Source organism: Prochlorococcus sp. MIT2304, from assembly GCF_059772405.1.
In genome coordinates, this window is sequence record NZ_CM186286.1 from 873508 (window position 1) to 897430 (window position 23923).

General features: G+C 37.1%; 23 protein-coding genes, 2 tRNA genes and 1 other RNA gene. 19 read left to right on the forward strand and 7 right to left on the reverse strand.

Annotated elements, in window-relative coordinates:
- Positions 1 to 106: 106 nt before the first annotated feature.
- From AC6EIY_RS05285 to sodX, 3 genes are all read left to right on the forward strand, one after another.
- Positions 107 to 661: an FKBP-type peptidyl-prolyl cis-trans isomerase gene (locus AC6EIY_RS05285; protein ID WP_498508155.1), complete on the forward strand. Its 555-nt coding sequence runs from the start codon at positions 107 to 109 to the stop codon at positions 659 to 661.
- Between the two features lie 105 nt (positions 662 to 766).
- On the forward strand, positions 767 to 1237 hold the full coding sequence (gene sodN, locus AC6EIY_RS05290; protein WP_498508007.1) for a superoxide dismutase, Ni: 471 nt from the start codon (positions 767 to 769) through the stop codon (positions 1235 to 1237).
- A 37-nt stretch (positions 1238 to 1274) separates the two neighbouring features.
- A complete protein-coding gene (gene sodX, locus AC6EIY_RS05295) occupies positions 1275 to 1589 on the forward strand; it encodes a nickel-type superoxide dismutase maturation protease (RefSeq protein ID WP_498508008.1) in 315 nt (104 codons plus the stop codon).
- A gap of 33 nt (positions 1590 to 1622) precedes the next feature.
- On the opposite strand, the gene trpC is transcribed toward sodX, so the two are convergent.
- From trpC to AC6EIY_RS05310, 3 genes are read right to left on the reverse strand one after another with little or no spacing between them, the layout of a single operon-like run.
- On the reverse strand, positions 1623 to 2510 hold the full coding sequence (gene trpC / locus AC6EIY_RS05300; RefSeq protein WP_498508009.1) for an indole-3-glycerol phosphate synthase TrpC: 888 nt from the start codon (positions 2508 to 2510) through the stop codon (positions 1623 to 1625).
- 43 nt (positions 2511 to 2553) lie between these two features.
- A complete protein-coding gene (gene lpdA, locus AC6EIY_RS05305; RefSeq protein ID WP_498508010.1) occupies positions 2554 to 3996 on the reverse strand; it encodes a dihydrolipoyl dehydrogenase in 1443 nt (480 codons plus the stop codon).
- 5 nt (positions 3997 to 4001) lie between these two features.
- Positions 4002 to 4829, reverse strand: coding sequence for a TrmH family RNA methyltransferase (locus tag AC6EIY_RS05310; RefSeq protein ID WP_498508011.1), 828 nt, complete (start codon positions 4827 to 4829; stop codon positions 4002 to 4004).
- Between the two features lie 248 nt (positions 4830 to 5077).
- Here AC6EIY_RS05310 and murA point away from each other — a divergent pair, with 248 nt between their 5' ends.
- The 4 genes from murA (at position 5078) to AC6EIY_RS05330 (ending at position 8982) form a co-directional block, all read left to right on the forward strand.
- Positions 5078 to 6454: a UDP-N-acetylglucosamine 1-carboxyvinyltransferase gene (murA, locus tag AC6EIY_RS05315; protein WP_498508012.1), complete on the forward strand. Its 1377-nt coding sequence runs from the start codon at positions 5078 to 5080 to the stop codon at positions 6452 to 6454.
- A 39-nt stretch (positions 6455 to 6493) separates the two neighbouring features.
- A tRNA-Leu gene (locus tag AC6EIY_RS05320) sits at positions 6494 to 6575 on the forward strand.
- 8 nt (positions 6576 to 6583) lie between these two features.
- Positions 6584 to 7765, forward strand: coding sequence for an aspartate aminotransferase family protein (locus AC6EIY_RS05325; protein ID WP_498508013.1), 1182 nt, complete (start codon positions 6584 to 6586; stop codon positions 7763 to 7765).
- Positions 7744 to 8982 carry a bifunctional folylpolyglutamate synthase/dihydrofolate synthase gene (locus AC6EIY_RS05330; RefSeq protein ID WP_498508015.1) on the forward strand — a complete coding sequence of 413 codons (1239 nt, stop codon included), beginning with the start codon at positions 7744 to 7746 and terminating at the stop codon, positions 8980 to 8982. Before AC6EIY_RS05325 ends, AC6EIY_RS05330 begins: the two co-directional genes overlap by 22 nt.
- A gap of 21 nt (positions 8983 to 9003) precedes the next feature.
- Here the strand turns inward: AC6EIY_RS05330 and AC6EIY_RS05335 are convergent, their stop codons facing one another.
- Complete coding sequence (locus AC6EIY_RS05335; protein ID WP_498508016.1) at positions 9004 to 10356, reverse strand: FAD-binding oxidoreductase; 1353 nt, start codon at positions 10354 to 10356, stop codon at positions 9004 to 9006.
- Complete coding sequence (locus tag AC6EIY_RS05340) at positions 10353 to 11669, reverse strand: amidohydrolase family protein (RefSeq protein WP_498508018.1); 1317 nt, start codon at positions 11667 to 11669, stop codon at positions 10353 to 10355. Before AC6EIY_RS05340 ends, AC6EIY_RS05335 begins: the two co-directional genes overlap by 4 nt.
- Positions 11670 to 11874: 205 nt before the next feature.
- On the opposite strand from AC6EIY_RS05340, the gene AC6EIY_RS05345 reads away from it, so the two are divergent.
- The 6 genes from AC6EIY_RS05345 to ftsZ all read left to right on the forward strand — a co-directional run bounded on the left by AC6EIY_RS05345 (position 11875) and on the right by ftsZ (position 17046).
- Positions 11875 to 11947, forward strand: a tRNA-His gene (locus AC6EIY_RS05345).
- 60 nt (positions 11948 to 12007) lie between these two features.
- Complete coding sequence (gene miaB, locus AC6EIY_RS05350) at positions 12008 to 13399, forward strand: tRNA (N6-isopentenyl adenosine(37)-C2)-methylthiotransferase MiaB (RefSeq protein WP_498508019.1); 1392 nt, start codon at positions 12008 to 12010, stop codon at positions 13397 to 13399.
- Between the two features lie 53 nt (positions 13400 to 13452).
- Positions 13453 to 14514 (forward strand): D-alanine--D-alanine ligase family protein, encoded by a 1062-nt coding sequence (locus AC6EIY_RS05355; protein WP_498508020.1) that lies wholly within the window; start codon positions 13453 to 13455, stop codon positions 14512 to 14514.
- Between the two features lie 36 nt (positions 14515 to 14550).
- On the forward strand, positions 14551 to 14961 hold the full coding sequence (locus AC6EIY_RS05360) for a hypothetical protein (RefSeq protein WP_498508021.1): 411 nt from the start codon (positions 14551 to 14553) through the stop codon (positions 14959 to 14961).
- Positions 14949 to 15779: a cell division protein FtsQ/DivIB gene (locus AC6EIY_RS05365; protein WP_498508156.1), complete on the forward strand. Its 831-nt coding sequence runs from the start codon at positions 14949 to 14951 to the stop codon at positions 15777 to 15779. Before AC6EIY_RS05360 ends, AC6EIY_RS05365 begins: the two co-directional genes overlap by 13 nt.
- A gap of 169 nt (positions 15780 to 15948) precedes the next feature.
- The gene (gene ftsZ, locus AC6EIY_RS05370; protein WP_498508022.1) at positions 15949 to 17046 is read left to right on the forward strand and encodes a cell division protein FtsZ; all 1098 of its coding nucleotides are present in this window, start codon (positions 15949 to 15951) and stop codon (positions 17044 to 17046) included.
- Positions 17047 to 17070: 24 nt separating this feature from the next.
- Here ftsZ and ffs read toward each other — a convergent pair.
- An RNA gene (gene ffs / locus AC6EIY_RS05375) (signal recognition particle sRNA small type) lies at positions 17071 to 17167 on the reverse strand.
- Positions 17168 to 17209: 42 nt separating this feature from the next.
- On the opposite strand from ffs, the gene panB reads away from it, so the two are divergent.
- On the forward strand, positions 17210 to 18028 hold the full coding sequence (panB, locus tag AC6EIY_RS05380) for a 3-methyl-2-oxobutanoate hydroxymethyltransferase (RefSeq protein WP_498508024.1): 819 nt from the start codon (positions 17210 to 17212) through the stop codon (positions 18026 to 18028).
- Here the strand turns inward: panB and hemW are convergent.
- A complete protein-coding gene (gene hemW, locus AC6EIY_RS05385; RefSeq protein ID WP_498508026.1) occupies positions 17970 to 19199 on the reverse strand; it encodes a radical SAM family heme chaperone HemW in 1230 nt (409 codons plus the stop codon). The genes panB and hemW overlap by 59 nt on opposite strands.
- A 108-nt stretch (positions 19200 to 19307) precedes the next feature.
- Here hemW and AC6EIY_RS05390 point away from each other — a divergent pair, with 108 nt between their 5' ends.
- The 5 genes from AC6EIY_RS05390 to cbiB all read left to right on the forward strand — a co-directional run bounded on the left by AC6EIY_RS05390 (position 19308) and on the right by cbiB (position 23921).
- The gene (locus AC6EIY_RS05390; protein WP_498508027.1) at positions 19308 to 20393 is read left to right on the forward strand and encodes a PIN/TRAM domain-containing protein; all 1086 of its coding nucleotides are present in this window, start codon (positions 19308 to 19310) and stop codon (positions 20391 to 20393) included.
- 63 nt (positions 20394 to 20456) lie between these two features.
- Complete coding sequence (locus AC6EIY_RS05395; protein WP_498508028.1) at positions 20457 to 21131, forward strand: ATP-dependent Clp protease proteolytic subunit; 675 nt, start codon at positions 20457 to 20459, stop codon at positions 21129 to 21131.
- Positions 21132 to 21194: 63 nt separating this feature from the next.
- The gene (locus tag AC6EIY_RS05400) at positions 21195 to 21797 is read left to right on the forward strand and encodes an ATP-dependent Clp protease proteolytic subunit (protein WP_498463368.1); all 603 of its coding nucleotides are present in this window, start codon (positions 21195 to 21197) and stop codon (positions 21795 to 21797) included.
- 128 nt (positions 21798 to 21925) lie between these two features.
- Positions 21926 to 22921 carry a ketol-acid reductoisomerase gene (gene ilvC, locus AC6EIY_RS05405; RefSeq protein ID WP_498508029.1) on the forward strand — a complete coding sequence of 332 codons (996 nt, stop codon included), beginning with the start codon at positions 21926 to 21928 and terminating at the stop codon, positions 22919 to 22921.
- 64 nt (positions 22922 to 22985) lie between these two features.
- Positions 22986 to 23921, forward strand: coding sequence for an adenosylcobinamide-phosphate synthase CbiB (cbiB, locus tag AC6EIY_RS05410; RefSeq protein WP_498508030.1), 936 nt, complete (start codon positions 22986 to 22988; stop codon positions 23919 to 23921).
- The last annotated feature ends 2 nt before the right edge of the window (positions 23922 to 23923 follow it).

Here is a 23923-nt window from a genome sequence, read left to right on the forward strand (position 1 = left end):
TTTAAATAGATGTAATTTGGGTATTAATCTGTAAGAATATTTTCCACCACTTAATATTACTGTGAGAGAAATTTTAATTAGCTTTTCTGTTTGCCTTAGCTGCTTGATGATTGCAGTGATCAGCCAAATCATCTCACCAACTCCAACGAATGCCACACAAATTGACCAACCAATCCAAGCAAATGTGAGGCAATCCACAACTACAAGCGAGTCTGTAACTAATCCATTTGAATTAGACCCAGAAGACTCAAATCCATCACTTTTTACTATGGCTTCAGATAACACCAGTTCAAGCAAAACCCCTCTAGGAGGAGCTGAAATAGGATCATCTCAAGTAACTTCAAGTGGGCTTGAAATTACAGAATTAGTTTTAGGTGATGGTCAAGAAGCCACCCCAGGAACAAGTGTCTCTGTAAATTACAAGGGTACTCTTGTTGATGGGAAAGAATTTGACAGCAGTTACGGGAGAGGTCCTTTTGAATTTTCTTTGGGTGCCGGGATGGTGATAAAGGGTTGGGATGAGGGAGTCGCAGGGATGAAAGTTGGAGGCAAAAGAAGATTAGTCATTCCACCAGAATTGGGTTATGGCAGCAGAGGAATAGGTCCAATCCCCCCTAATTCAGTTTTAACTTTTGAAGTGGAATTATTGGGTGTAAAATAAATTTCTTAAATTATTCAGAAATATTCAGAAAGCCCATAAAAAATTATGGCGTTTGTTGACAAACGCCATTAATGTAAAAAAAAATGTTCACAAATCATTTCTCAGATGTTGAGCGAAACACTTACATCAATCTTTAACAAGCTTCCAGCAAAATCTGTTCACGCTCACTGTGACGGACCTTGCGGAGTATACGACCCAGCTTCTGCAAGAGTTGCCGCAGAGGCAGTCTTGTCTATGACAAAAAAACTTATTGCTCTAGCTCCAGCTGGTAACGATCAAGCTTCGATTTCAGCATATAACAATACTTTTTCTCGCTTCGTTGCGATTAAAGAAGAAGAGTCACAAAAGGCCAAAAAAGAACTTCTAATTCTCTGGACTGATTACTTCAAGCCTGAGCACTTAGCTACATATCCTGATCTTCATGACACTTTTTGGAAAGCAGCAAAGCTTTGTAGTGCATGCAAGGTAAATATTGATCAAAACAAAGCAGAAGAATTATTAGCGGCCGTGCAAAAGATTCACTCCATGTTTTGGTCTTCAAAAGGGAGAAGTGATAGCTGGGTTACTGCAAGCTGATAAAAGTCTTTTCCACAAGCCAGACTTATTTACTTTATTGACTTTAATAATCGGATACCGACAACATTTACGTGTTGTCGGTATCTCTATGGAAAGAACTTTGAAAGAAGGAGATTTAGTAACTTATAAAAAGTTAAACCAAAAAAATATTGACTTAAAGATTGGCGATATCGTTGTTGCCGCTCATCCAAAATTAAAAAACAAATTAATTATTAAAAGAATTCATAGGATTTATCAAAACAAATTTGATTTAAGGGGAGACAACTCCCTAGCAAGCACTGATAGTAGAGAGTTGGGTTTAATTGAATTAGATTTAATCATTGGGAAAGTAGACAGAATTTTCTCTAAATAGATTTAAGTTATTGGTATATATCTTTTCCTAAATTTATAATTTACCAATTAACTTTTTCACTCCAACTAATATATCTTCCTGTGACATAAGAGATTCACCAACTAAAACAGCATCAGCCCCATAACTCTTTACTAGGGCCAAATCCTCGCTAGTAAACAAACCTGACTCGCTTACTAAAGTAATAGAATTTTTCTTGATTTGGTTAGCATAATTCTTAGCCAATTCCTTTGTAACTTCAAGATTAGTTTTAAAACTCTTCAAATTTCTATTATTGATACCTATTAAATCAAATGAATTTATGCCTAGTACTCTTTCAAGTTCTTCTGAGTCATGAACCTCTACTAATATTGTCAGTCCCAAATGTTCAGCGACCTTAGACAAGTACTTTAAATCTGCATCAGTCAAGATTGCAGCTATCAAAAGTGCAGCATCAGCACCAGCAGCTCTGGCTTGGTAAAGCTGATAGGGGTAAAGAATAAAATCCTTGCATAGGATTGGGATTGTGGTTTCTTTTCTAACTTCAACCAAGACATCAAAACCACCTTGAAAGAATTTCTTATCTGTTAAGACTGATATGCAGTTAGCACCTCCCTCTTCATACATTTTACCTATCATTCTCGCGTCAAAGTCCGCTTTAATTACCCCTCTACTTGGACTGGCTTTTTTTATTTCTGAGATTAGTGCTGGTTTCGATTCACTATTCTTTAATGCTTCTATAAAATTTTTTGTTTTTGGTAAAACCTTGATCTTTTTTTTTAAATCTTCAAGTGAAACTTTTTTTCTTGCAATCTCAACTTCTAGATGCTTTTCCCAAACAATTTCCTCCAAAATATTTTTAGGTTTTGAATCAGGGTGAGGGATTGCATACTCTAAATTAGCTACTTTTATACTTGGATTAGGAGGCCTTCTTCTGATTTCCATAATTTAAATGAGTAATGATCTGTAAAAATAAAATTTGATTTAACTACTTCTTTATTTGTAAAGACGCCTGTTTATAGGCAACCTCTACAACTTCGCTTAAAGTTGGATGAGTATGAACTTCTTTTGCTAAATCATTAACTCGTTGTCTTCTAGAAATTGCATTAGAAACCTCTTGTATAAGATCAGCCGCATGTAAGCCATAAATATGAGCACCAAGGACCTCCCCCGTCTCTTTATTAAAAATCAACTTCATAATTCCATCACTTTCCAGTTCAGCCAAAGCCTTAGAGTTAGCTTTAAAGTAACTTCTAACTATTCCAAGATCAAAGTTTTCATTTTTTGCTAAAACTTTTGCTTCTTCTTCCGAAAGTCCAACAGAACTTATCTCAGGATGCGTAAAGGTCGCTGCAGGAATACTTCTGTAGTCAATTTCTATTGCTTTTCCTAAGATATTTTCTACGGCTATGCTCCCTTGAGCTGCAGCAGTATGAGCTAACATCAACTTACCGGTAACATCTCCCACTGCCCATAGATTAGAAACTGGTTTTTCATCTACTAATACTCTCATCTGATCATCAATTGGGATAAAACCTCTAGTTGTTTCAACGCCAACAGATTGTAGATTTAAATTTTTAGTAGACGGTACTCGGCCTGTTGCAACGAGAACTGCGTCAACTTGTAACTCCTCAATCACTTCTCGGCTCTTTGCATCTGTAAGTTCGACCTCAACTGGACAACCTGGCTTTATTTTAGTAGCGAACACTCCAGCTCGAGTTTCAATATCTCTTTTATCAATAAGATTTCTTGAAGCAATTTTCGTGATATCAGGATCAAAAGTAGGCATTACTTTCTCAAGAGCTTCAATCATGGTGACTTCACAACCTAAAGCTGTATAAATATCGGCAAATTCCAAACCTATATAACCACTACCAATTATTGCAATCCATTTTGGCAACCATTCTAAATTAATAGCCTCATCACTTGTAAAAACAGTTCGTCCATCAATTTCAATTCCGGGCGGTACAAAAGGGTCTGATCCTGTAGCCAAGATAATATCTTTAGCGGAAAAGATTCTATCAACTCCATTAGTTTCTCTTAAACCGACCTTTTGATTGCCTTCTAAACGTCCTTCTCCTCTAAGTATCTCAACTCCAGATCTTTCCAATGTTTTAGTTAGATTTTTCCGAATTGTCTCAACTAAGTTTTTTGCATGTTCTGCAATCTTTTTACGTTCAAATCTAACCGGAGCGGAATGTATTCCAAATTCAGCAAGGTGAGGAACATTTGCAAGTTCACGAACCTTACCACTAGCTGCTAATAATGCTTTAGAGGGGACACATCCTCTGTTGACACAGGTCCCCCCCATATCTCTTGACTCGACAATCGCCACTTTCAAACCAGCCTCGGCTGCATGCTTGGCCGCATCAAAACCTCCATATCCAGCTCCGACAACAATTAAATCAAAGTCAAAAGAAATTTCACTCACGGTTTTTATTGGATACCCTTAACCATTTTTACTCTTTTTCGCTCCAACAAGAGAGGAACTGCAGCAGATGCCACATTTAATGAATCAACTAGTGGGCTATGAGGCAACGTTACAAAGTCTGTACAACAGGCTTCAATTGAAGCGTGAACACCCGATCCTTCATTACCAAGAACCAATACAGTAGGGAGATCCCAGTCTAATTCCCAATAAGGTTTCACTTTCTTATCAGTAATTTTATTAGGTGAAATTGTTCCCACTACCTGGAAATTACAAGTAATTGCTTTATTGAGTTTTGAAACAAGCATTTCAATACTCGAGGAAGATGAATCTCCTATCCGTTCAAAAGGCAAATGTAGAACTGAGCCAGCTGACGATCTTAAAACCTTTTGATTTAGAGGATCTGCTCCGGAAGCTAACCAAATAACTTCATACTCACCAGCAAGAGCTGATCGGAATAAATTTCCCAAATTGCCAGGGTCTTGAATCCTATCTAAAGCTAATATGTGTTTTGGGTCTTGTTCCACTTTTGGTAACCCTGGTATTGGGAATACCGCAGCGACGCCATCAGGTGTCACTGTTGATAAAGATGCTTCTAAAACGTTTTTAGTTACTAGGGTTAATACAGATCTTGACGCTATTTTTCTTAAGACTTCCTGATGTTCATCACACCATTCAGGAGTTGCAATAACTTCTGTGGGCAAAAAATTTGTTTTCAAAGCCTCTTCTAGCAAATGCGACCCCTCAAGCAAAAGAGAAGCGTGCTCTTCACGTCCATTTTTTTTCAAAAGGCCCCTTAATTTTCTAACCAAAGGGTTCCTTTTACTTGTAATCAATGGAGAATATGAATTATTAATTTTCCAACCTCAAATTATTTAATTTTTAAAAAGCAGAAAAGTTTCTTGCATTGAAATAACCGCTGATTTTTTTCTTAAATTTAAAAGAAGATAAAAATATATTAAAAATTTTATTCAATCTTTCAACATTATCAATATTTAATTTGAACCCATCAATTTTCAATAAGGTTGACTGGACTATTTTAAATCCACTTGGCATTATAGCTGAGTAAGCAGTTCGCTCCAATATGACTAGTGTGGCGACAATTAAAAGGAATGTTATTCCGCCACATCTAGCGATAAGAGGGGGGCGTCCACTTAGTGGGGTTTTAAAGGTTAGTGGGGCGAAGAATTCTTCGCTAGTTCTTATGGCTGCGGCTCTTCTTACCAAAGAAAAGCTCCTTATTGAGAATCTCCCACAACTTACGGACATTGAAGTAATGTCAGAGATTCTCATTAATTTGGGTGCAAAGTTAACTAAAACGAATAATTCAATTGAGATTCATTCAGAATTCATTCATAACGCAGAATTACCTTATCAACTGGTTCATAGCTTAAGAGCAAGTTTTTTCTGTGTTGGGCCATTACTGACAAGACTTGGAAAAGCAAAAATTCCTTTACCAGGTGGTTGCAATATTGGAGCAAGACCTGTTGATGAACACATTAATGGTCTTAAAGCTTTAGGAGCGGAAGTTGAAGTTAAGGATGATGTTGTAAAAGCTCAAGTTTCATCCAAAAACAAAAGGTTACATGGTGCAAATATTACTCTTAAATATCCAAGCGTTGGAGCAACAGAAACCATTGTAATGGCTTCTTGCTTAGCTTTGGGCAAAACAACAATATCGAACGCCGCTAGAGAACCAGAGATACAGGATTTAGCAAAAATGCTTAATTCAATGGGAGCAAAGGTTTTTGGTGCCGGAACGAAAAAAATCACCATCATCGGAGTGGAATCTTTAAGAGGAACTTCTCATTGTGTTATCCCCGACAGAATAGAGGCAGGAACTTTTCTTATTGCGGCAGCAATAACACGATCACCACTAACAATTGGTCCGGTAATCCCAAATCATTTGGGTGCTGTTATTTCAAAACTACAAGAATGTGGCTGTTCAATATCTCCTCATGGGAATCATTATTTAAAAATCATTCCAAGAGACATTTCAGGAGTTGAAATAACCACAAGTCCTTTCCCTGGTTTCCCAACTGATCTTCAGGCTCCATTTATGTCATTGATGGCCACAGCTAAAGGTTCAAGCAAAATCAAAGAAAGCGTTTTCGAGAAGAGAATGCAACATGTTTTGGAGCTAAATAAAATGGGCGCGTGTATTTATCTTGAAAATAATACTGCTCATATAAAAGGAGTAAAAGAACTTTTAGGTTCAAATGTGATGGGAGGAGATTTACGGTCTTCAGCTGCCATTATCCTTGCATGTCTCTCTGCTAAAGGGACTAGTATTTTCACGGGCCTCGAGCACTTAGATAGAGGTTATGAAAAATTTGAAGAAAAATTAACTAATGCAGGTTCTATTATTTCTAGAAAGTTTGAAAAAATAACACCTCAAAATCCCCTAACCAGCAACTCAGTTAGTGAAGATAATATTAATACTCAAAAAAATGCGGCTTAGTTTCATATTTTTGCTATTTTTGACATAAAATAGATCTATGGGAGCGTGGTGGAATTGGTAGACGCACCGCACTCAAAATGCGGCACCTTCGGGTTTGTCGGTTCAAGTCCGACCGCTCCCACTTCAATAATGAACACTTACAATCGTTTTCCTTTAGACCTCGTTAAAGGTAAAGGCGCGTGGGTATGGGACAAAGAAGGTGGAAAATATCTTGATGCGGTAGCTGGCATTGCCACTTGTTCGTTAGGCCACAGTGATAAAGCTCTAAATAAATCCTTATCAAAGCAATTAAGAAAACTTCAACATGTATCTAATCTTTACGGTATCCCAGAGCAAGAAGAATTAGCTCATTGGTTAACTTCTAATAGTTTTGCTAAGAGTGTATTTTTCTGTAATAGCGGTGCAGAAGCAAACGAAGCTGCAATTAAATTGGCAAGAAAATATGGGCATATTGAACGCAACATCGACAATCCAGTTATTCTTTGCTCAAAGGAAAGCTTTCACGGAAGAACTCTTGCAGCAGTGAGTGCTACTGGGCAACCGAAATATCACAAAGGCTTCGAGCCAATTGTTCAGGGATTTAAGTACTTTGTTTATAACGATAGTAAATCTTTTGAAAATTTATTTGATGATTTAGAAAAAACAGGCCCAACAATTGCAGCTGTTTTAATTGAACCCATACAAGGTGAGGGAGGAATAAATATTGGGAAAAAATCATTCTTTGAGCTTTTAAGGAAAAAATGTACGAACAACAATGTTTTATTGATATTTGACGAAGTCCAAACTGGAATGGGAAGGACAGGTACTCTTTGGGGATATGAACAACTAGGAATTGAACCTGATGTTTTCACATTAGCCAAAGGCCTTGGAGGAGGTCATGCAATAGGAGCCTTATTAGTTAATAAGCTGGCTGATGTCTTTCAGCCAGGTGATCATGCAAGCACTTTTGGAGGGAATCCTTTCGCTTGTAGAGCAGCTCTGACCGTTGGGAAAGAAATTCAAAAAAGAGACCTCCTAAATAAAGTCAACGACAGAGGTGATCAGTTAAAAGAGGGATTAATTAGACTATCAGAAAAATATTCAGATATATTTATCTCCACAAGAGGCGTTGGTCTTATTCAAGGTCTCGTAATAAAAGACGATATCAAAATAACATCTCTTGATATTGTCAAATCCGCCTTAGAAGAAAAACTTCTTCTAGTATCAGCTGGCACAAAGGTAGTAAGGATAGTTCCACCTTTAACTATTACAAAAAAAGAAGTCAAAGAGCTCATAGCGAGACTAGACATATGTCTGATGAAACTTTCATAACAAAATCGAACTTCATTTTTAAAACCAAGATCGCAGAATATAAAGAAATGAATCTGGGATTAGATCGTATGTTATCGGCTATTAAAGCCATGGGAGAGCCCTGCAAAAAAACACCTGCCATTCATATTGCCGGAACGAATGGGAAAGGCTCTATTTCAGCTTTCATTAATAGTGTTCTAAGCTTAGTCAATATCAAAACTGGAGTTACCACTTCGCCCCATTTAGTTGATTGGGTGGAAAGAATATGTATCAACAAAACTCATATACCTAAAGAAGAATTTCAATCATTAAGTCTCGCTCTTACTCCAATTGCAGAAAAATACAGATTAACTCCTTTTGAATTTGTTATTGCAATAGCACTTAAATATTTTACTTTAAAAGAAGTTGAACTTCTTATCCTTGAAGTAGGGCTCGGAGGTAGACTTGATGCAACAACCGCACATAAGTATAGACCTATTATTGCATTTGGAGCTATTGGTCTTGATCATTGTGAATACCTGGGTGATAATCTAGAAAAAATAGCTACTGAAAAAGCAGCTGTAATAACTTCAAAGAGTGTTGTCATTTCAGCTGCTCAACACAATATTGTAAAAAAAGTTTTCGAAGAAACTGCCCTAAAGCAACAAGCAGTCATTCATTGGGTAGACCCACTTCCATCAGACTGGGAACTCGGTCTATCAGGTGCGATACAAAAAGAAAATGCAGCTGTAGCTAAAGGAGTTATTGAATCCTTAAAAAATATTGGATGGTCTATTTCTAAAGAACAAATTCGAGAGGGTTTCTCTCTTGCCAAATGGCCTGGAAGACTTCAATCAACAAAATGGAAAGGATTGCCAATAGTTGTTGATGGTGCACATAATCCTCATGCGGCAAACCAATTATCCATTGAACGAGACACATGGACTAATCAAGAAAATGGAATTATTTGGATACTAGGAATTCAAGAAAGAAAAGACATGATAGGCATTTTACAGAAGCTAATCAGAGAAAATGATTTAGTATGGCTAGTTCCTGTTCCTGGTCAACAAAGCTGGTCCAAAGATCAAATTTTAAGTTTTTGCCCTGAATTTAAAGACCATATCAAAGAAGCGCTCAGTGTGGAAGATGTTTTATCAGCACATAAGAAGCAACATAGATGGCCATCTCCACCACCTGTAATTACAGGATCACTCTATTTAATAGGAGATCTTTTTCAAAGGAAAATATTGACAATTTAAATTATTTAATAGATTGATAAATCAATTGCCTTTTAGAGTCCATCCTTTGAGTTTACCTGGATTGAGAATCCCTTTTGGATCAAAGTCACTCTTAGCTTGCACTTGATCAGAATCAATTACACCTAGACCTCCATCTTCAACAGTGATTGTATGCGGATTAAAAATCACGGCGCCAAGGTCTCTGCATTGACTGATTAATTGATTCATAGCCTCTTCACCTTGCCATTTAACAAGTGGGAGTGAAGCTATTCTTTGAACTCCATTTTGACGAACACATTCCAAATGCCATAGAAGATTGGATCCCCACTCAGATTTCAATTTTCTCATCATTTCAGATTCAGGCTGAGGAAGAAGCATTTGCAAATAAGTCCAATCAGGGTCAATGCCACGCATATGTAAAGTTGTGTGGTTCCAAGAAAGCTCTCGAAGGCCTGTCCCAGCCTTCAGATTCTCCGGGCCCAAGTCATCAAAATCCGCACCAGCCGACTTTGCAAGTCGCTCAACTGTACTAACACCATCAGGCGCGACCAGCAATAAAATCCTATGTTTACTTGAAGGTTTGCCAGACCAATGCGGAAGACAGTTAAGAATTTCTTTCTCTAATAAGGTTCCCAAATAAAGCTCAAGTGCAGCACAATTAAATTTGCCTAACAAGTCAACAGCCTGATCCCAATCAAAACAGTCGACAACTATTTGTTGCCATTCAACAGATGGAGCAGTCGTTAATGTCAGCGCAGTAATAATTCCGTTGGTTCCATAAGCATGGTTCAATGCCTCAGACTTGTTTGCATTCAATTCTATTTTTCTTGGGGAATCCTCAGTCGTTATTATTTCTAAGGATTGCAAATGGCCAGGATCTCGCAGGAAGCCCCAACGAACGGATCCGATTCCACCTGAACCACCAGCGATGAAGCCGCCAATAGAGGCGCTTCTCCATGTGCTTGGAAGCAACCGTAATTGTCGGCCATGTTTAATCAACTCATCATTGATATCTCTAAGCAAACAACCAGATTCAACTGTAATTTCACCTGATTTTGAATCGAAATTTCTAATTTTCCTTAGACCAGACATAACCATGACTACTCCACCATCGAGGGGAACACTTTGCCCATAGTTCCCTGTCCCTGACCCTCTAAGTGTTAGCGGAGTTGAGTACTTATTACAAATTCGAGCAACATCAATAATGGCATCTACCGAAAGTGGTCTTACAACTATGTCAGCCAAGCAATCTTTCAATTCATTAATCAATATTGGTGAATAATCAAAGAAATCTTTAGAGAACCTTTTTAAATCACTAGTTTTTTGATAGATCTCTAGATGAGATACTTGCTTTAGTTCACTTAATAGCAACTCTATTTTCTCTTTACTAGTCATGACTCATGATTTGTGAATGTTGTTTTTTTGTTTTTAGGCAATTCATTCAAGAATTCACCATTAACTACTACTCTTCTTTTAGGTCTCTCAGACAATGCTTTCACCCAACTAGTTGAATCTAACAAAATAAAATCCGCAGGACTTCCCTTTTGAAAAATGCCATCCCATTTAAGGTTAAGTAAATCTGCTGGAGACCAAGTAAATGGAGAAAGGCCCAATCTGTCCCAGGGAGATAAATGAGCAATTGTCATGGAGAATGACATTAAATTTATAGGATCAAAATTAGACAAAGGGAACCATGAATCATTTATATTGTCACCTCCTACAGATACATCGACTCCCGCTTTTTGAAGTTGAAAAATCGGTGCTAATGGTCTTTTCGTTAAGGTGGATCGATCTTTTCTTCCTAAAAGCCAAGAATTTGTTAATGGTAAAGAAACTACTTTTAATCTGTTCTTAGCAATTTTGTTCGCTAAAAATGAAATCTCCTTTTCTCTTAACAATCCCATACTGCTTAGATGACTACAAGTTATTGATATCTCATTTTTAACTTGGCCTAATACTTCTAGAAGTAATTTCAAGCCCCCGGCCGGGCAAAATTGAGACTCATCAATATGAAGATCGATATCACAATTAAGTCTATTTGCTAGTTTCACTAGGTGAAGTAAGGACTTAAAAGTGTTCCTTTTATTGAAAGGTGGCGCTATCACCCCACCCAAGAGATCTCCATTTAGAGCAACTCTTTGAGCTAAAAGCTCGCCTTCATCACTTTGCCAAAAATCTAATGGGACCAAAGCCACAAACTGTAAAAAAAATTTCTCTTGCCATTTTGTTCTAATACTTTCTATCTGATCCCAATCTCTCATTGCTGTTTTTCCAAAACTATCTATATGAGATCTAATTGCCCTAATCCCATTAAAAAGAGCTAGGTTGAGACACTTTTCAACTCTGAAAATTAATTCTTCTTCGGACCTCAATTCATATTCACGGAGATTTGCTGCTAATGCTTCTTGATAACTACCCCTCAAGTTAGGTGAACGTGACCATGAAAATGCTTTATCTATATGTGCATGCGGCTCTGCAAATCTTGGCAAAAGGATTTCCTCAGAGACTTTTGAAGTTTTTTCTAAGCCCCTAATTGATGTAATTGTTCCATCTCGCCACTCAAGCCGAACAGACAACAATCCTTCTTTATCAACTGAGGTTCCCAACACATCATGTCCATTACCAATTAAACATCTTGGAACAAGAACATCAACTCGCCCAGACTTTGGAGGACTTGCAATAAATTCAACATCATTTGCGAAATTCACTTGTTAACAGATTTCAATCCCGAGCTTTTATTATTGTGGGTTTTACTTACACAGTAACTTCTATACCTGTCAATTGCGTTTTGATCAAGATATAAAAAGTGATATTTTTAATTCGTACTATCTACAATACTAACAAGCTAAATATTTTACCAAAATCATTTTGGAATTTCAAAATGACAAATCATTGGTAGATTAAAAGCACAAGGCGGGCGTCGCCAAGTGGTTAAGGCAGCGGCTTGTGGCGCCGCTATACGGGGGTTCGAATCCCCTCGCTCGCCCTTAAAAATTTTTAGGACAATCTCAAAAATCTTTTTTCCCTAGGAAAAAATTAATCTGCGATGACTACATCCATAGCTCCTACCAAACAAAGCAAGTCTTTTAGAAGCCATAGAGGAAGCTACTGGATTACCACTTTCGGTTGTCAAATGAATAAAGCTGATTCAGAGAGAATGTCAGGCATTTTGCAAACAATGGGATATGAGCTTGCAGAGGAGGAACTTAAGGCAGATTTAGTTCTCTACAACACATGCACTATTCGTGATAATGCTGAGCAGAAAGTTTACAGCTATTTAGGAAGGCAAGCTAGAAGGAAAAAATTAGATCCTAATTTAAAAATTATTATTGCAGGATGTTTAGCTCAACAAGAAGGAGAAACACTTTTAAGAAGAGTTCCTGAAGTAGATCTTGTGATGGGACCTCAGCATGCAAATCGACTGGAGACTCTTCTTAATCAAGTTGATAACGGACATCAAGTATTAGCGACTGATGAGCAGCACATTTACGAAGACATTGCGACAGCGAGAAGAGAGAGCGCCATATGTGGCTGGGTTAACATTATTTACGGGTGCAATGAGAGATGCACGTATTGCGTAGTTCCATCGGTCAGAGGTAAAGAACAATCACGAACACCGCAAGCTATTAAACATGAAATAGAAGAGTTAGCGAGAATTGGGTATAAAGAAATAACCCTCTTAGGGCAAAATATAGATGCTTATGGCAGAGACTTTAAAGCTTATGAATTCAATAATTCTGGGCAATTAACACTTTCATATTTACTAGAATATATTCATGATATTGAGGGAATAGAGCGCATAAGGTTTGCCACAAGTCACCCTAGGTATTTCACGAAAGAATTAATAGACATATGTGCAAAACTTCCTAAGGTTTGTGAACACTTTCATATACCAGTCCAAAGTGGAAGTAATAAAATACTCAAAAATATGGGTCGAGGATATACTGTTCAAACCTATAAAGAAATTGTAAATTATATAAAACAAATAATGCCTGAGTCCTCAATTACTTCTGATGCAATCGTAGCTTTTCCTGGAGAAACGAGAGAAGAATTCGAAGAGACCCTATCACTTATTGAGGATGTTCAATTTGACTTGGTAAATACTGCAGCCTATTCTCCCAGACCAAATACCCCAGCTGCCTTATGGCCTAATCAATTATCTGAAACAATAAAAATCGATCGACTAAGAGAAATTAATAACTTAGTAGAAAGGACTGCAAAGAATAGAAACTTAAGGTATAAAAACTCCTTACAGGAAATACTCGTTGAGAGCATAAATTCTAAAGATAGTTCCCAATTACTAGGAAGGACTAGAACAAATCGATTAACATTTTTCCCAAAGTCTTCAATTGATAGAGAATCACCTCAACCTGGAGAAATAGTGAATATAAAAATCAATGAGATACGTCCATTCTCATTAACTGGAAGTTTGTTATAAATGTTAATTAATTCAATAACCCACGCTTAAAGAATATTGAGAGCTAAATAAATATGTCAAATTCAAAGCTAATTATCGGACTGGTTTTCGGTGGTGAATCAAGCGAACACGAAGTTTCCATAGAATCAGCTAAGACAATTTATAATGCTCTATCTCATCCTTACAATAGTAAAAACTTTATTGTAAATCCAATTTATATAAACAAGAATGGGGTTTGGGAGAATACAGAATACTCAAAGTCAATTTTATTGGAAGAAAAAAAAACAATTATCACAACAAAAACCAATAAAGTTTCCATTAATAATCTCAGTAACTTTTCAATATTAAGCAACAACATTGATGTATGGTTCCCTGCACTGCATGGACCAAATGGGGAAGATGGCGTTATTCAGGGACTATTTAAATTAACAGGAAAATCTTTTGTTGGATCAGGAACGCTCGGTTCATCATTAGGGATGGATAAAATAGCAATGAAATCAATTTTTAAATCATTCAACCTTCCTCAAACTCCGTATGTTTTTTTACATAAAGAGGATTTATTAAATAAATTATTAATGAAAAATATTTTTTATGAAATAGAAACAACAATACATTATCCATGTTTTGTAAAGCCAGCTAATTTGGGTTCCTCTATTGGCATAACCAAAGCAAAGTCAAAGCAAGAACTCATTCATGGGATAGAAATTGCAGCAAAATACGATGACAGGATAATAGTAGAAAAAAATATCGAAGGTAGAGAACTTGAATGTGGCGTATTAGGAAAGTCCAAAATGAAATCCTCAGTTATTGGCGAAGTTAAATTTGAAACTGATTGGTATACATATGAATCAAAATATAATGATTACTTAAGCAATGCAATCATCCCAGCTGACTTGAACGTAGACATATCTAATAAAATACAAAAGTTAGCTATCGAGGCATGTAAAGCTATCAATGCTTGTGGCTTAGCTAGAGTCGATTTCTTTTATCAAGAGAGTTCGCAACAGATTTACATAAATGAAGTCAATACCTTGCCGGGCTTTACTAGAACAAGCATGTATCCCATGTTGTGGGAAGCTTCAGGAATAAAACTAGAAAAACTTGTTGCTAATCTCATAGAAACAGCTAGAGAATGAATTAACCATGACATTTTTAGACCTCTATTTCAAAAAATGATTCACGGTCTTCTTTGGTTGCCATTGCTTATGGCTTTTATTCTAATTGCTTCTCTTGGTTGGATCGAGAGAAGACGACAGAATCTCTACTTGATTTGGGCTAAAGGTTCAGAGCTGGCAAAACTTGATGGAACAGGAGCTGCTCGATTAAAAGCTGGGATTTTATGCTGGAGCAGCTTTGAGGCTGGTAGCTTCAAGGAGGAAGCAACTTTTGAAGTTAAGAAATTAGAAATGGTTGAGCTAATGGCTCTGAGTTCAGGGGAAGCTCCTCTAACAAAAGAATCTGAAGGACGCTGCCGACTTAGGCTTATTGGTTCAGGTAAAGAAATAGATGTGCCTTTTTCAGATGCTGAGCGTGCTCGTCAATGGATGGACAAACTCATGTCCAGAGCAAGATGCGACCTTTGAAATCTTACAAAAGAAAAAGCAGAACCTCATGTAAAAATAATCGAAAATCAACTAGAAAAGTTTCGCTTATTTTTCAAAATAAGAATTTTCTTATTGAACTTTGGCAATTACTTTTTTTCTCAAGCACTTCAATTTGTCTGATCATTACATTTTTAAACCAGGCTTGGAAACCAATTGGTTTTGATCAAACTAGAATCACAGGTCTATCTGGAATAACAAAAAACGAAATTAAAAAAACCACCAGTATTTTTTATCCAAAAAATTTGTTGGAATTAAATCCAAAAGAAATTGAATCTTATTTAATAAGAAATCTACCTATTAAAGCAGTTTCCGTAAGCCGAAAAATTTTCCCTCCCGAAATTCATTTAAATTTTTTAGAAAGAGAACCAGTTGCTTTAGCGAGTCGAGTTTTATCAAATACCACAGAAAAAGGAATGATTGATATGGAGGGATCTTGGATACCACTTCAGTTTGTAAATCAGTCAAAAAAAAATAAAATCAAATTATCTATCGAAAATTGGAATCCAAATAAAAAAAAAGAAATTCTCCTGATAATAAAAAACAGATTTAACTTCCAAAGCCCTCTTCAAAAAATCAAAATAAATTCCCTTGAAGAAATAAGCCTAAGAACCGAGCACTTCGATTCAGTCCTTATAGGGTCGGGAACTGATCGCTTAATCGAGCAAATTAATAAGCTTAACCAACTACAAAAATCATTACCAAATCTTTTAATCAACACAAAAGTAAAAATCGTGAATCTTAAAGATCCACTCAAACCAGAATTAAAAATAGAAAAAAAACCAGAGAACAGAAGGTAAAAGCCTTACTACGACACGACTTTTCAAAAATCCTTAGCATATTTGTAATAATTCAGGGGCAATCAGGGAAATTAATTTGTTAATCAATTTGAACTTATAAGCCAACAGAATTCATGGATGATGTTCATAATGCCCAAAACGAGTTCTAATCCTGAATATGGTGATGGGAATGGGAAACAAATCTAGTTTCAACATGGATGAAGGAATCCTACCCAGTCAATCTGCACGTATTGAGGTTATTGGCGTTGGAGGTGGCGGAAGTAATGCCGTCAACAGGATGATTAATAGTGATCTTGATGGAGTCACATATCGTGTTCTCAATACAGACGCTCAAGCTCTTATCCAATCATCTGCGACTCATAGAGTTCAGCTTGGTCAAAGCTTAACTAGAGGACTTGGTGCAGGCGGTAATCCTAGCATTGGTCAAAAGGCTGCAGAAGAATCTAGAGCTGACCTCCAACAAGCCTTAGAAGGTGTAGACCTGGTATTTATAGCTGCTGGTATGGGCGGAGGAACTGGAACAGGTGCTGCCCCTGTTGTCGCTCAGGTTGCCAAAGAAAGTGGTGCTTTAACAGTAGGGATAGTTACTAAACCATTTAGCTTTGAAGGGAAACGTCGTTTAAGACAAGCAGATGAGGGTATCGCGAGGCTTGCAGAGAATGTTGATACATTAATTGTTATTCCAAACGACAGATTAAAAGACGTAATTTCCGGAGCACCTTTGCAAGAGGCCTTTAGAAGTGCTGATGATGTTCTGATGAAAGGAGTTCAAGGAATAAGCGACATAATCACTTGCCCTGGGTTGGTTAACGTAGATTTTGCTGATGTGCGTTCTGTGATGACAGAAGCTGGTAGTGCACTTTTAGGAATTGGTTTAGGCTCTGGAAGATCTAGAGCACTAGAAGCAGCTCAAGCGGCAATTAATAGCCCACTTTTGGAAGCAGCTCGAATAGATGGAGCAAAAGGATGTGTAATAAACATCACTGGTGGGAAAGATATGACTCTAGAGGACATGACTTCAGCTTCTGAAGTTATATCTGATGTGGTAGACCCAGAAGCCAACATCATTGTAGGTACAGTTGTTGATGAAAAACTTGAAGGAGAAATCCAAGTAACCGTTATTGCAACTGGATTCGACAGTAATCAGATTTACTCAAACGAGAGAAATAGAGCAAGATTATCGCCTCAATCACTTTACGAACAGCCAGAAGTTAGAGAATCAGGAGCCTCAATACCGGAATTTTTACGTCTGAGACAAAATCGTTGAGAATTATCAACTTGCTTTAATTAAGGTGACCCGGAGTCCACGCCTGCTTTGAGCATCCATTATGGCTGCTACCTTCCGGTCCTGACCAGGTTTAGGCGTCACAGCCGCATGGGGCCGAGTCAATAATATCCTAGCAACAGCTAAACTCGTTATTAAGAATTACATGCAAACCACAGAATTAGTTAACTTTAAAAAGGTGGGCAAACAGATAACTGTATTAACAGCTTGGGATGCTATCTCATCTTCAATAGTGGAGGCAGCAGGAGCTCATGTTGTTCTGGTTGGGGATTCACTTGGAATGGTTGTCTTGGGTCATGCAACGACACTTCCGGTAACACTTGATCAAATGCTTCACCATACACAAGCAGTTTGCAGAGGTTTTTCTAAACCCCTTTCCCAGCAACCTTTAGTAGTATGTGATCTGCCTTTTTTAAGTTATCAATGTGGAGAAGACAAGGCTGTTGAAGCTGCCGGAACTCTCCTGAAAAACTCCACTGCTTCAGCAGTGAAACTTGAAGGAGCGGAACCTGAGACTTTATTAGTTATTAAAAGACTTATTAGAATGGGAATCCCAGTAATGGGGCATCTTGGCCTAACTCCACAATCAGTTCATCAACTTGGATATAAAACACAAGCTAAAGATAAACATAGTCAAGAAAAAATTTTCAACGATTCAGAAATGCTTCAAGAATCAGGTTGTTTTGCAATAGTTCTAGAACACATACCAGGAGAAATTGCCAGCCGATTAAAAAAACATTTAGACATTCCAATAATTGGCATCGGTGCGGGGAGTGATTGTGATGGTCAGGTAAGAGTTACTGCTGATATTCTTGGCCTTTCGATTGCACAGCCCCCGTTTGCGAAGCCTTTAATTGCAGGACGCGAACTTTGCATCGATGCCTTAAAAAAATGGATTAATTCTACTAATCTAAATCAAGTGAATCCCACCACAAAAACATTTGAATTAAAACCTGATTGCTAATTTGCATTCCTTCAGGATCACTTAAAAAATACCTTCCATGTTTTCTTACTAGAGATCCTTCATTTAAAGAATTTAGCCAGAATTTTTGCAATAATTTCAAATTCTTATCGCATTCTTTCTGAGTCCATCCCACATTTTTAGCAAGCTCCTCCAAATGAACACCCTCACGCCTTCTGAGACCAATCATCAGTAGTTCATCCAATGGCATTGGTTTTGACTTATCTCTAGACAAAGTTTGCTCTAATAATTGACTCCCTTGCTGATCAAGCCATTTTTTATAACTGGCAATTGTTCTGGGTCTAGAAAATCTCTCCCCCCAAGGTGCACTTGTTGCTCCCATGCCAAAACCCCACCAACCAGAACCACTCCAATACATACGATTATGTCTAGATGCATGCCCAGGCAATGCGTAACTTGAAATTTCGTATCTAGAAAAACCCTTACTTTTCAGGAATTTATTAGTTACGAAATCTATTTTTTGAGCTTCAGTTTCAATTGGGATTTTCAACTCACCTTTTTTATGTCTTCTTCCAAAAACAGTATCTGGTTCAATAGTTAAATCATAAATTGACAAATGAGGGGCTTCAATTTTTACTGCTTGTTCAAGCTCTTTTATCCACTTAGACAAATTTAATCCTGGAAGATTTTGAATCAAATCAAGACTCCAGCTTCTTAACAGCCCTTTTTTAAATAAATCATTTACCCAATTACAAGCCTCTATTAATTGAGAACCATTATGTTTTCTTCCAATTGAAGCCAAAGTACTGTCATCAAATGACTGACCTCCCAAGCTAAATCTATTGATTCCAATTTCTATGTATCCGTTCAGATCATTTTCAACAAATGTTGCTGGATCAATCTCCATAGTTATCTCTGCACCATCTTGAAATCCAAATTTTCTTTGAAGATTTTTCAACAAATCACCTAACTCATCTTTTTTCAATAAAGAAGGGGTTCCACCACCTATATAGATTGTTGATAAAGCAGGACCTGGAGGGTTAATTGAAATTTCTCTATGAAGTAAATCCAAATATGCGGTAATAGAAGTTATCCCTGGACTACCAGTAACTTGGGCGCTATCACCTAAAGGGATAATGGAAAAATCACAGTAAAAACATCTTTTATGGCAAAAGGGTATATGCAAATATGCACTTCTTGGTGGGGCTACCATTTGAGCTCTAGATATACAAACCCAAATAAATGGTCACTTTTGCAGCCCAAATCTTTGAAAATAAATAAAGCTTTAGTAAAAAATGAGAAGCAAGCATAACCTGAATATATGGCAGACATAGTTATTCTGGTTTTATTTCTTATATCAGGTGCAATCACCGGATGGATTGGGGTGAATTGGTTACCTGAAGAGACTTTAGATCATATTACTAATCTAAAGAATTTTAAAATTGCTCTATCAGGATTAACGGCTTTTGTAGGTCTTTTAATTGCGTTTCTTTTTCAGCAATTTAGAAATAAATTAACAAAAAGAATTAGAACAATGCCAACAGATCTACTTGTCAGTAGATCTGTTGGCATTGTTCTTGGACTTCTCATAGCAACACTTTTGTTGGTACCTGTATTACTTTTACCTTTACCCGCTGAATTATTTTTTGTAAAGCCAATTTTTGCTGTTCTAAGTAACATATTTTTTGGAGTACTTGGATATAACCTTGCTGATGTTCATGGTCGAACAGTTTTACGTCTTTTCAATCCGAACAGCACTGAATCTTTATTGATGGCAGATGGAATTCTAACCCCAGCGAGTGCAAAAGTTTTAGATACAAGTGTAATAATTGATGGTCGAATTCAGTCTCTACTTAAATTTGGGCTCATAGAAGGGCAAATAATTGTCGCTCAATCAGTTATGGACGAGTTACAAAAACTCGCGGACTCAAGTAACAATGAGAAACGTGGTAAAGGAAGGAGAGGTCTTAAATTGCTAAACCAATTGAGAGAAAGTTATGGGAGAAGATTAGTTATTAACAGTACAAAATATGAAGGAGAAGGAACTGATGAAATTCTTTTAAAATTAACATCAGACATTTCAGGAATGTTAATAACTGTTGATTACAACTTATCTCAGGTAGCACAAGTACAAGAAATAAAAGCTCTAAATCTGAGCGATCTAGTGCTAGCAGTTAGGCCAGAAGTTCAACCTGGTGAAAAATTAAATTTAAAAGTAGTCAGAGAAGGGAAGGAAAATTCACAAGGTATTGCCTACCTTGAAGATGGCACAATGGTTGTTATAGAAGAGGGCTTTCAATGGATAGGTAAAAGAATAGAAGTAGTTGTGACTGGAGCATTACAAACACCGACAGGGCGAATGGTTTTTAGTAAAGCTTCCAATGATCAGCCCACGAACAAATTTTAAAAAACAAAAGCATCTCAAGGCTAGATCTAGCTAGGCTCGAGTCCAAGGATACTTAAACTTCATATGACTGCATCACAACCGTATTATGGCGATTCTGCCGTAATGAGAACTCCACCCCCTGATTTACCATCCCTTCTTTTAAAAGAGAGGATAGTTTATTTAGGCCTGCCGCTTTTTTCCGATGATGATGCAAAAAGGCAACTAGGAATGGACGTAACAGAACTAATTATTGCCCAACTTCTTTATCTAGAATTTGATAATTCAGAAAAACCTATTTATTTTTACATTAACTCAACTGGAACAAGTTGGTATACAGGAGATGCAATTGGATTTGAAACTGAAGCCTTTGCTATTTGCGACACGCTTAGATATGTGAAGCCCCCCGTACACACAATTTGTATAGGTCAAGCAATGGGAACTGCAGCAGTAATCCTATCGGCAGGTACAAAAGGTCAACGAGCCGCATTACCCCATGCATCAATTGTTCTTCATCAGCCTAGAAGTGGCGCACAAGGCCAAGCAACTGATATTCAAATCAGAGCTAAGGAAGTTATTCACAACAAGAGAGCTATGCTAGAAATTCTTAGCCATAACACTGGAAGATCAGTAGATCAATTGTCCAAAGATTCAGATCGAATGAGTTACCTCAACCCTCATGAAGCAGTTGATTATGGGATCATAGATCGCGTTCTTTCTAGTAGAAAAGATTTACCAGGAGAGAAGGTCTTGCCCACATAACTAAATAATTTTTCCCAAAATATTTTAAAAATCATTACCTCAACTACCAAACTTTAACTAGCCATGCCAATAGGTACTCCAAGCGTTCCATACCGTCTTCCAGGAAGTCAATTTGAAAGATGGGTCGATATTTATACAAGACTTGGTGCGGAGAGAATTCTATTTCTGGGCCAAGAGGTAAACGACGGCATCGCAAATAGCCTCGTAGCGCAAATGCTTTATCTTGATTCTGAGGACAGCAGTAAACCAATCTATTTGTACATCAATAGTCCTGGGGGCTCAGTCACCGCGGGTTTAGCCATATATGACACGATGAAATATGTAAAAAGTGACCTAGTAACAATTTGTGTGGGGTTAGCGGCCTCAATGGGTGCTTTTTTATTATCGGCAGGAACGAAAGGGAAAAGACTTGCATTACCTCACAGCAGAATAATGATTCACCAGCCTCTGGGAGGCACTGCTCAAAGACAAGCTAGTGATATAGAAATAGAAGCACGTGAAATTCTTAGAATAAAAGAAATGCTCAATAAATCCATGGCAGAAATGACGGGTCAAACATATGAAAAGATAGAAAAAGATACTGATCGTGATTACTTTTTGAGCGCAGAAGAAGCAAAAAATTATGGTCTAATCGACCGAGTGATAAATCATCCAAGTGAAAGTTAATTTGATAATTTTGTTTTTTTATTGATTTAATTGTCTTGATAGCCAAAAAAATATCTCAACAAAAGTAGTCTCCGTAGCACTCTATTTCGTAAGCTCAGCCTGAATACTGTTCTGAAATACCCACTCACATGGCAAAACTTTTTTACGACTCCGATGCAGACTTGGGTCTTCTCCAAGATAAAACCGTCGCAATTATTGGTTATGGATCTCAAGGCCACGCACATGCATTGAACTTAAAAGATAGTGGAATTAAAGTTGTCGTTGGCCTTTATGAAGGAAGCAGATCAGCCAGTAAAGCAACTTCCGATGGATTGGAAGTTCTAAGTGTCTCAGAGGCTTCAGAAAGTGCAGATTGGATCATGATTCTTTTGCCTGATGAATTTCAAAAAGATGTTTATACCAAAGAAATAGCACCTCATTTGAAACCAGGGAAAATACTAAGTTTTGCTCATGGTTTCAATATTCGTTTTGAATTAATAAAACCACCTGAATTTGTCGATGTGGTAATGATTGCTCCAAAAGGGCCAGGACACACAGTTCGGTGGGAATATCAAAATGGTCAAGGAGTTCCTGCTTTATTTGCTATTGAGCAAGATGCCTCAGGCAACGCTAGATCACTTGCGATGGCATATGCGAAAGGGATTGGTGGAACACGCGCTGGGATCTTAGAAACTAATTTCAAAGAGGAAACAGAAACTGATCTTTTTGGAGAGCAAGCAGTTTTATGTGGTGGCCTTTCAGAATTAGTCAAGGCTGGTTTTGAAACTCTTGTAGAGGCAGGATATCAGCCTGAATTGGCCTACTTTGAATGCTTGCATGAAGTCAAATTAATAGTTGACCTCATGGTTAAAGGAGGTCTAACTGCAATGAGGGATTCGATTTCAAATACAGCTGAATATGGAGATTACGTAAGCGGTCCAAGGTTAATTACCAAAGAGACAAAAGAAGAAATGAAAAATATTCTTGCTGATATTCAAGATGGTACTTTTGCTAAAAACTTTGTAAAAGAATGCGATGAAGGAAAGCCTGAAATGAAGAGAATTCGCCAAAAAGACTCAGAACTCCCAATAGAAAAAGTAGGCAAAACACTTCGCTCTATGTTTAGTTGGCTTAAATCAGACTAGAAATATCATTCACTTAATCTTAATCGCCTTTCTTCTTGACCTTTTAATAGGTGATCCAAGGAGCTTGCCACATCCAGTCCAATTTATGGGTGTGGTTATTAGTTTTTTGAGAAGATTAGCTGAAGAGTTTGCGAAAGAAAATAAAACAAAGTTATATATTTTAGGCGCAATAATTACAATTATAGTCATATCATTAAGTGGCATAACTGGATGGCTTATAGAAAGATTATTTTTATTTTTTCAACTGAAAAATCCTATTTTAAGTACATTATTTTTTTCTTTAATTTTAAGTAGTTCGCTTGCCTCAAGAAGTCTAAATAAAAGTATTTTAGAAGTTATAAATTCGATAGGCAAAGAAAATCTTAGTAATTCAAGACGAAAACTAAGTCTTATAGTTGGTAGAGATGTTGAGAATTTAAATACCAATGAAATTCTCAGAGCGGCAGCTGAGACGGCAAGCGAAAATTCTGTTGATGGTATCTTTGCTCCGTTATTTTGGATATTTTTAGGAACTATTTTCTGGGAGTTTGATCAATCAATACCAGGACCATTAGCTATGGCATGGATCTTTAAAGCATCTAGTACTATTGATTCAATGCTTGGATATAAAGAGGGGAAATTGAAATGGCTTGGATTTGCTGGTGCAAAACTTGATGATCTAATGGTCTGGATCCCTTCAAGAATTGTATTAATTACACTTCCTCTTTGCTGCAAAACAAAGAAATCATTTTTCAACACAATAAAAGATTCCTGGAAGGATGGCATTTTGGATTCTTCACCTAACTCAGGAATTTCTGAAGCAATATTTGCTTATTGTGCTGGAGTAAGAATGGGGGGAATAAACTATTACAAAGGGCAAAAAACAATAAAAGCAATAATTGCAAGATCTTTTCCTATTGCAAGTAAAAGTTCAGTGAAAAAGATACTAAATATCAGTCTTAGGCTTCAGCTTGCTTGGATTCTTACCTTTTGCTTGATAATGATATTTATAAATTCATAAAA

Coding starts and splice junctions, on each gene's coding strand:
- AC6EIY_RS05285 (WP_498508155.1), top strand. CDS start 107: ATGATTGCAGTGATCAGCCAAATCATCTCACCAACTCCAACGAATGCC.
- sodN (WP_498508007.1), top strand. CDS start 767: ATGTTGAGCGAAACACTTACATCAATCTTTAACAAGCTTCCAGCAAAA.
- trpC (WP_498508009.1), bottom strand. CDS start 2,510: ATGGAAATCAGAAGAAGGCCTCCTAATCCAAGTATAAAAGTAGCTAAT.
- murA (WP_498508012.1), top strand. CDS start 5,078: ATGACTAGTGTGGCGACAATTAAAAGGAATGTTATTCCGCCACATCTA.
- AC6EIY_RS05325 (WP_498508013.1), top strand. CDS start 6,584: ATGAACACTTACAATCGTTTTCCTTTAGACCTCGTTAAAGGTAAAGGC.
- AC6EIY_RS05330 (WP_498508015.1), top strand. CDS start 7,744: ATGTCTGATGAAACTTTCATAACAAAATCGAACTTCATTTTTAAAACC.
- AC6EIY_RS05335 (WP_498508016.1), bottom strand. CDS start 10,356: ATGACTAGTAAAGAGAAAATAGAGTTGCTATTAAGTGAACTAAAGCAA.
- miaB (WP_498508019.1), top strand. CDS start 12,008: ATGACTACATCCATAGCTCCTACCAAACAAAGCAAGTCTTTTAGAAGC.
- AC6EIY_RS05355 (WP_498508020.1), top strand. CDS start 13,453: ATGTCAAATTCAAAGCTAATTATCGGACTGGTTTTCGGTGGTGAATCA.
- AC6EIY_RS05360 (WP_498508021.1), top strand. CDS start 14,551: ATGATTCACGGTCTTCTTTGGTTGCCATTGCTTATGGCTTTTATTCTA.
- AC6EIY_RS05365 (WP_498508156.1), top strand. CDS start 14,949: ATGCGACCTTTGAAATCTTACAAAAGAAAAAGCAGAACCTCATGTAAA.
- ftsZ (WP_498508022.1), top strand. CDS start 15,949: ATGGGAAACAAATCTAGTTTCAACATGGATGAAGGAATCCTACCCAGT.
- panB (WP_498508024.1), top strand. CDS start 17,210: ATGCAAACCACAGAATTAGTTAACTTTAAAAAGGTGGGCAAACAGATA.
- hemW (WP_498508026.1), bottom strand. CDS start 19,199: ATGGTAGCCCCACCAAGAAGTGCATATTTGCATATACCCTTTTGCCAT.
- AC6EIY_RS05390 (WP_498508027.1), top strand. CDS start 19,308: ATGGCAGACATAGTTATTCTGGTTTTATTTCTTATATCAGGTGCAATC.
- AC6EIY_RS05395 (WP_498508028.1), top strand. CDS start 20,457: ATGACTGCATCACAACCGTATTATGGCGATTCTGCCGTAATGAGAACT.
- AC6EIY_RS05400 (WP_498463368.1), top strand. CDS start 21,195: ATGCCAATAGGTACTCCAAGCGTTCCATACCGTCTTCCAGGAAGTCAA.
- ilvC (WP_498508029.1), top strand. CDS start 21,926: ATGGCAAAACTTTTTTACGACTCCGATGCAGACTTGGGTCTTCTCCAA.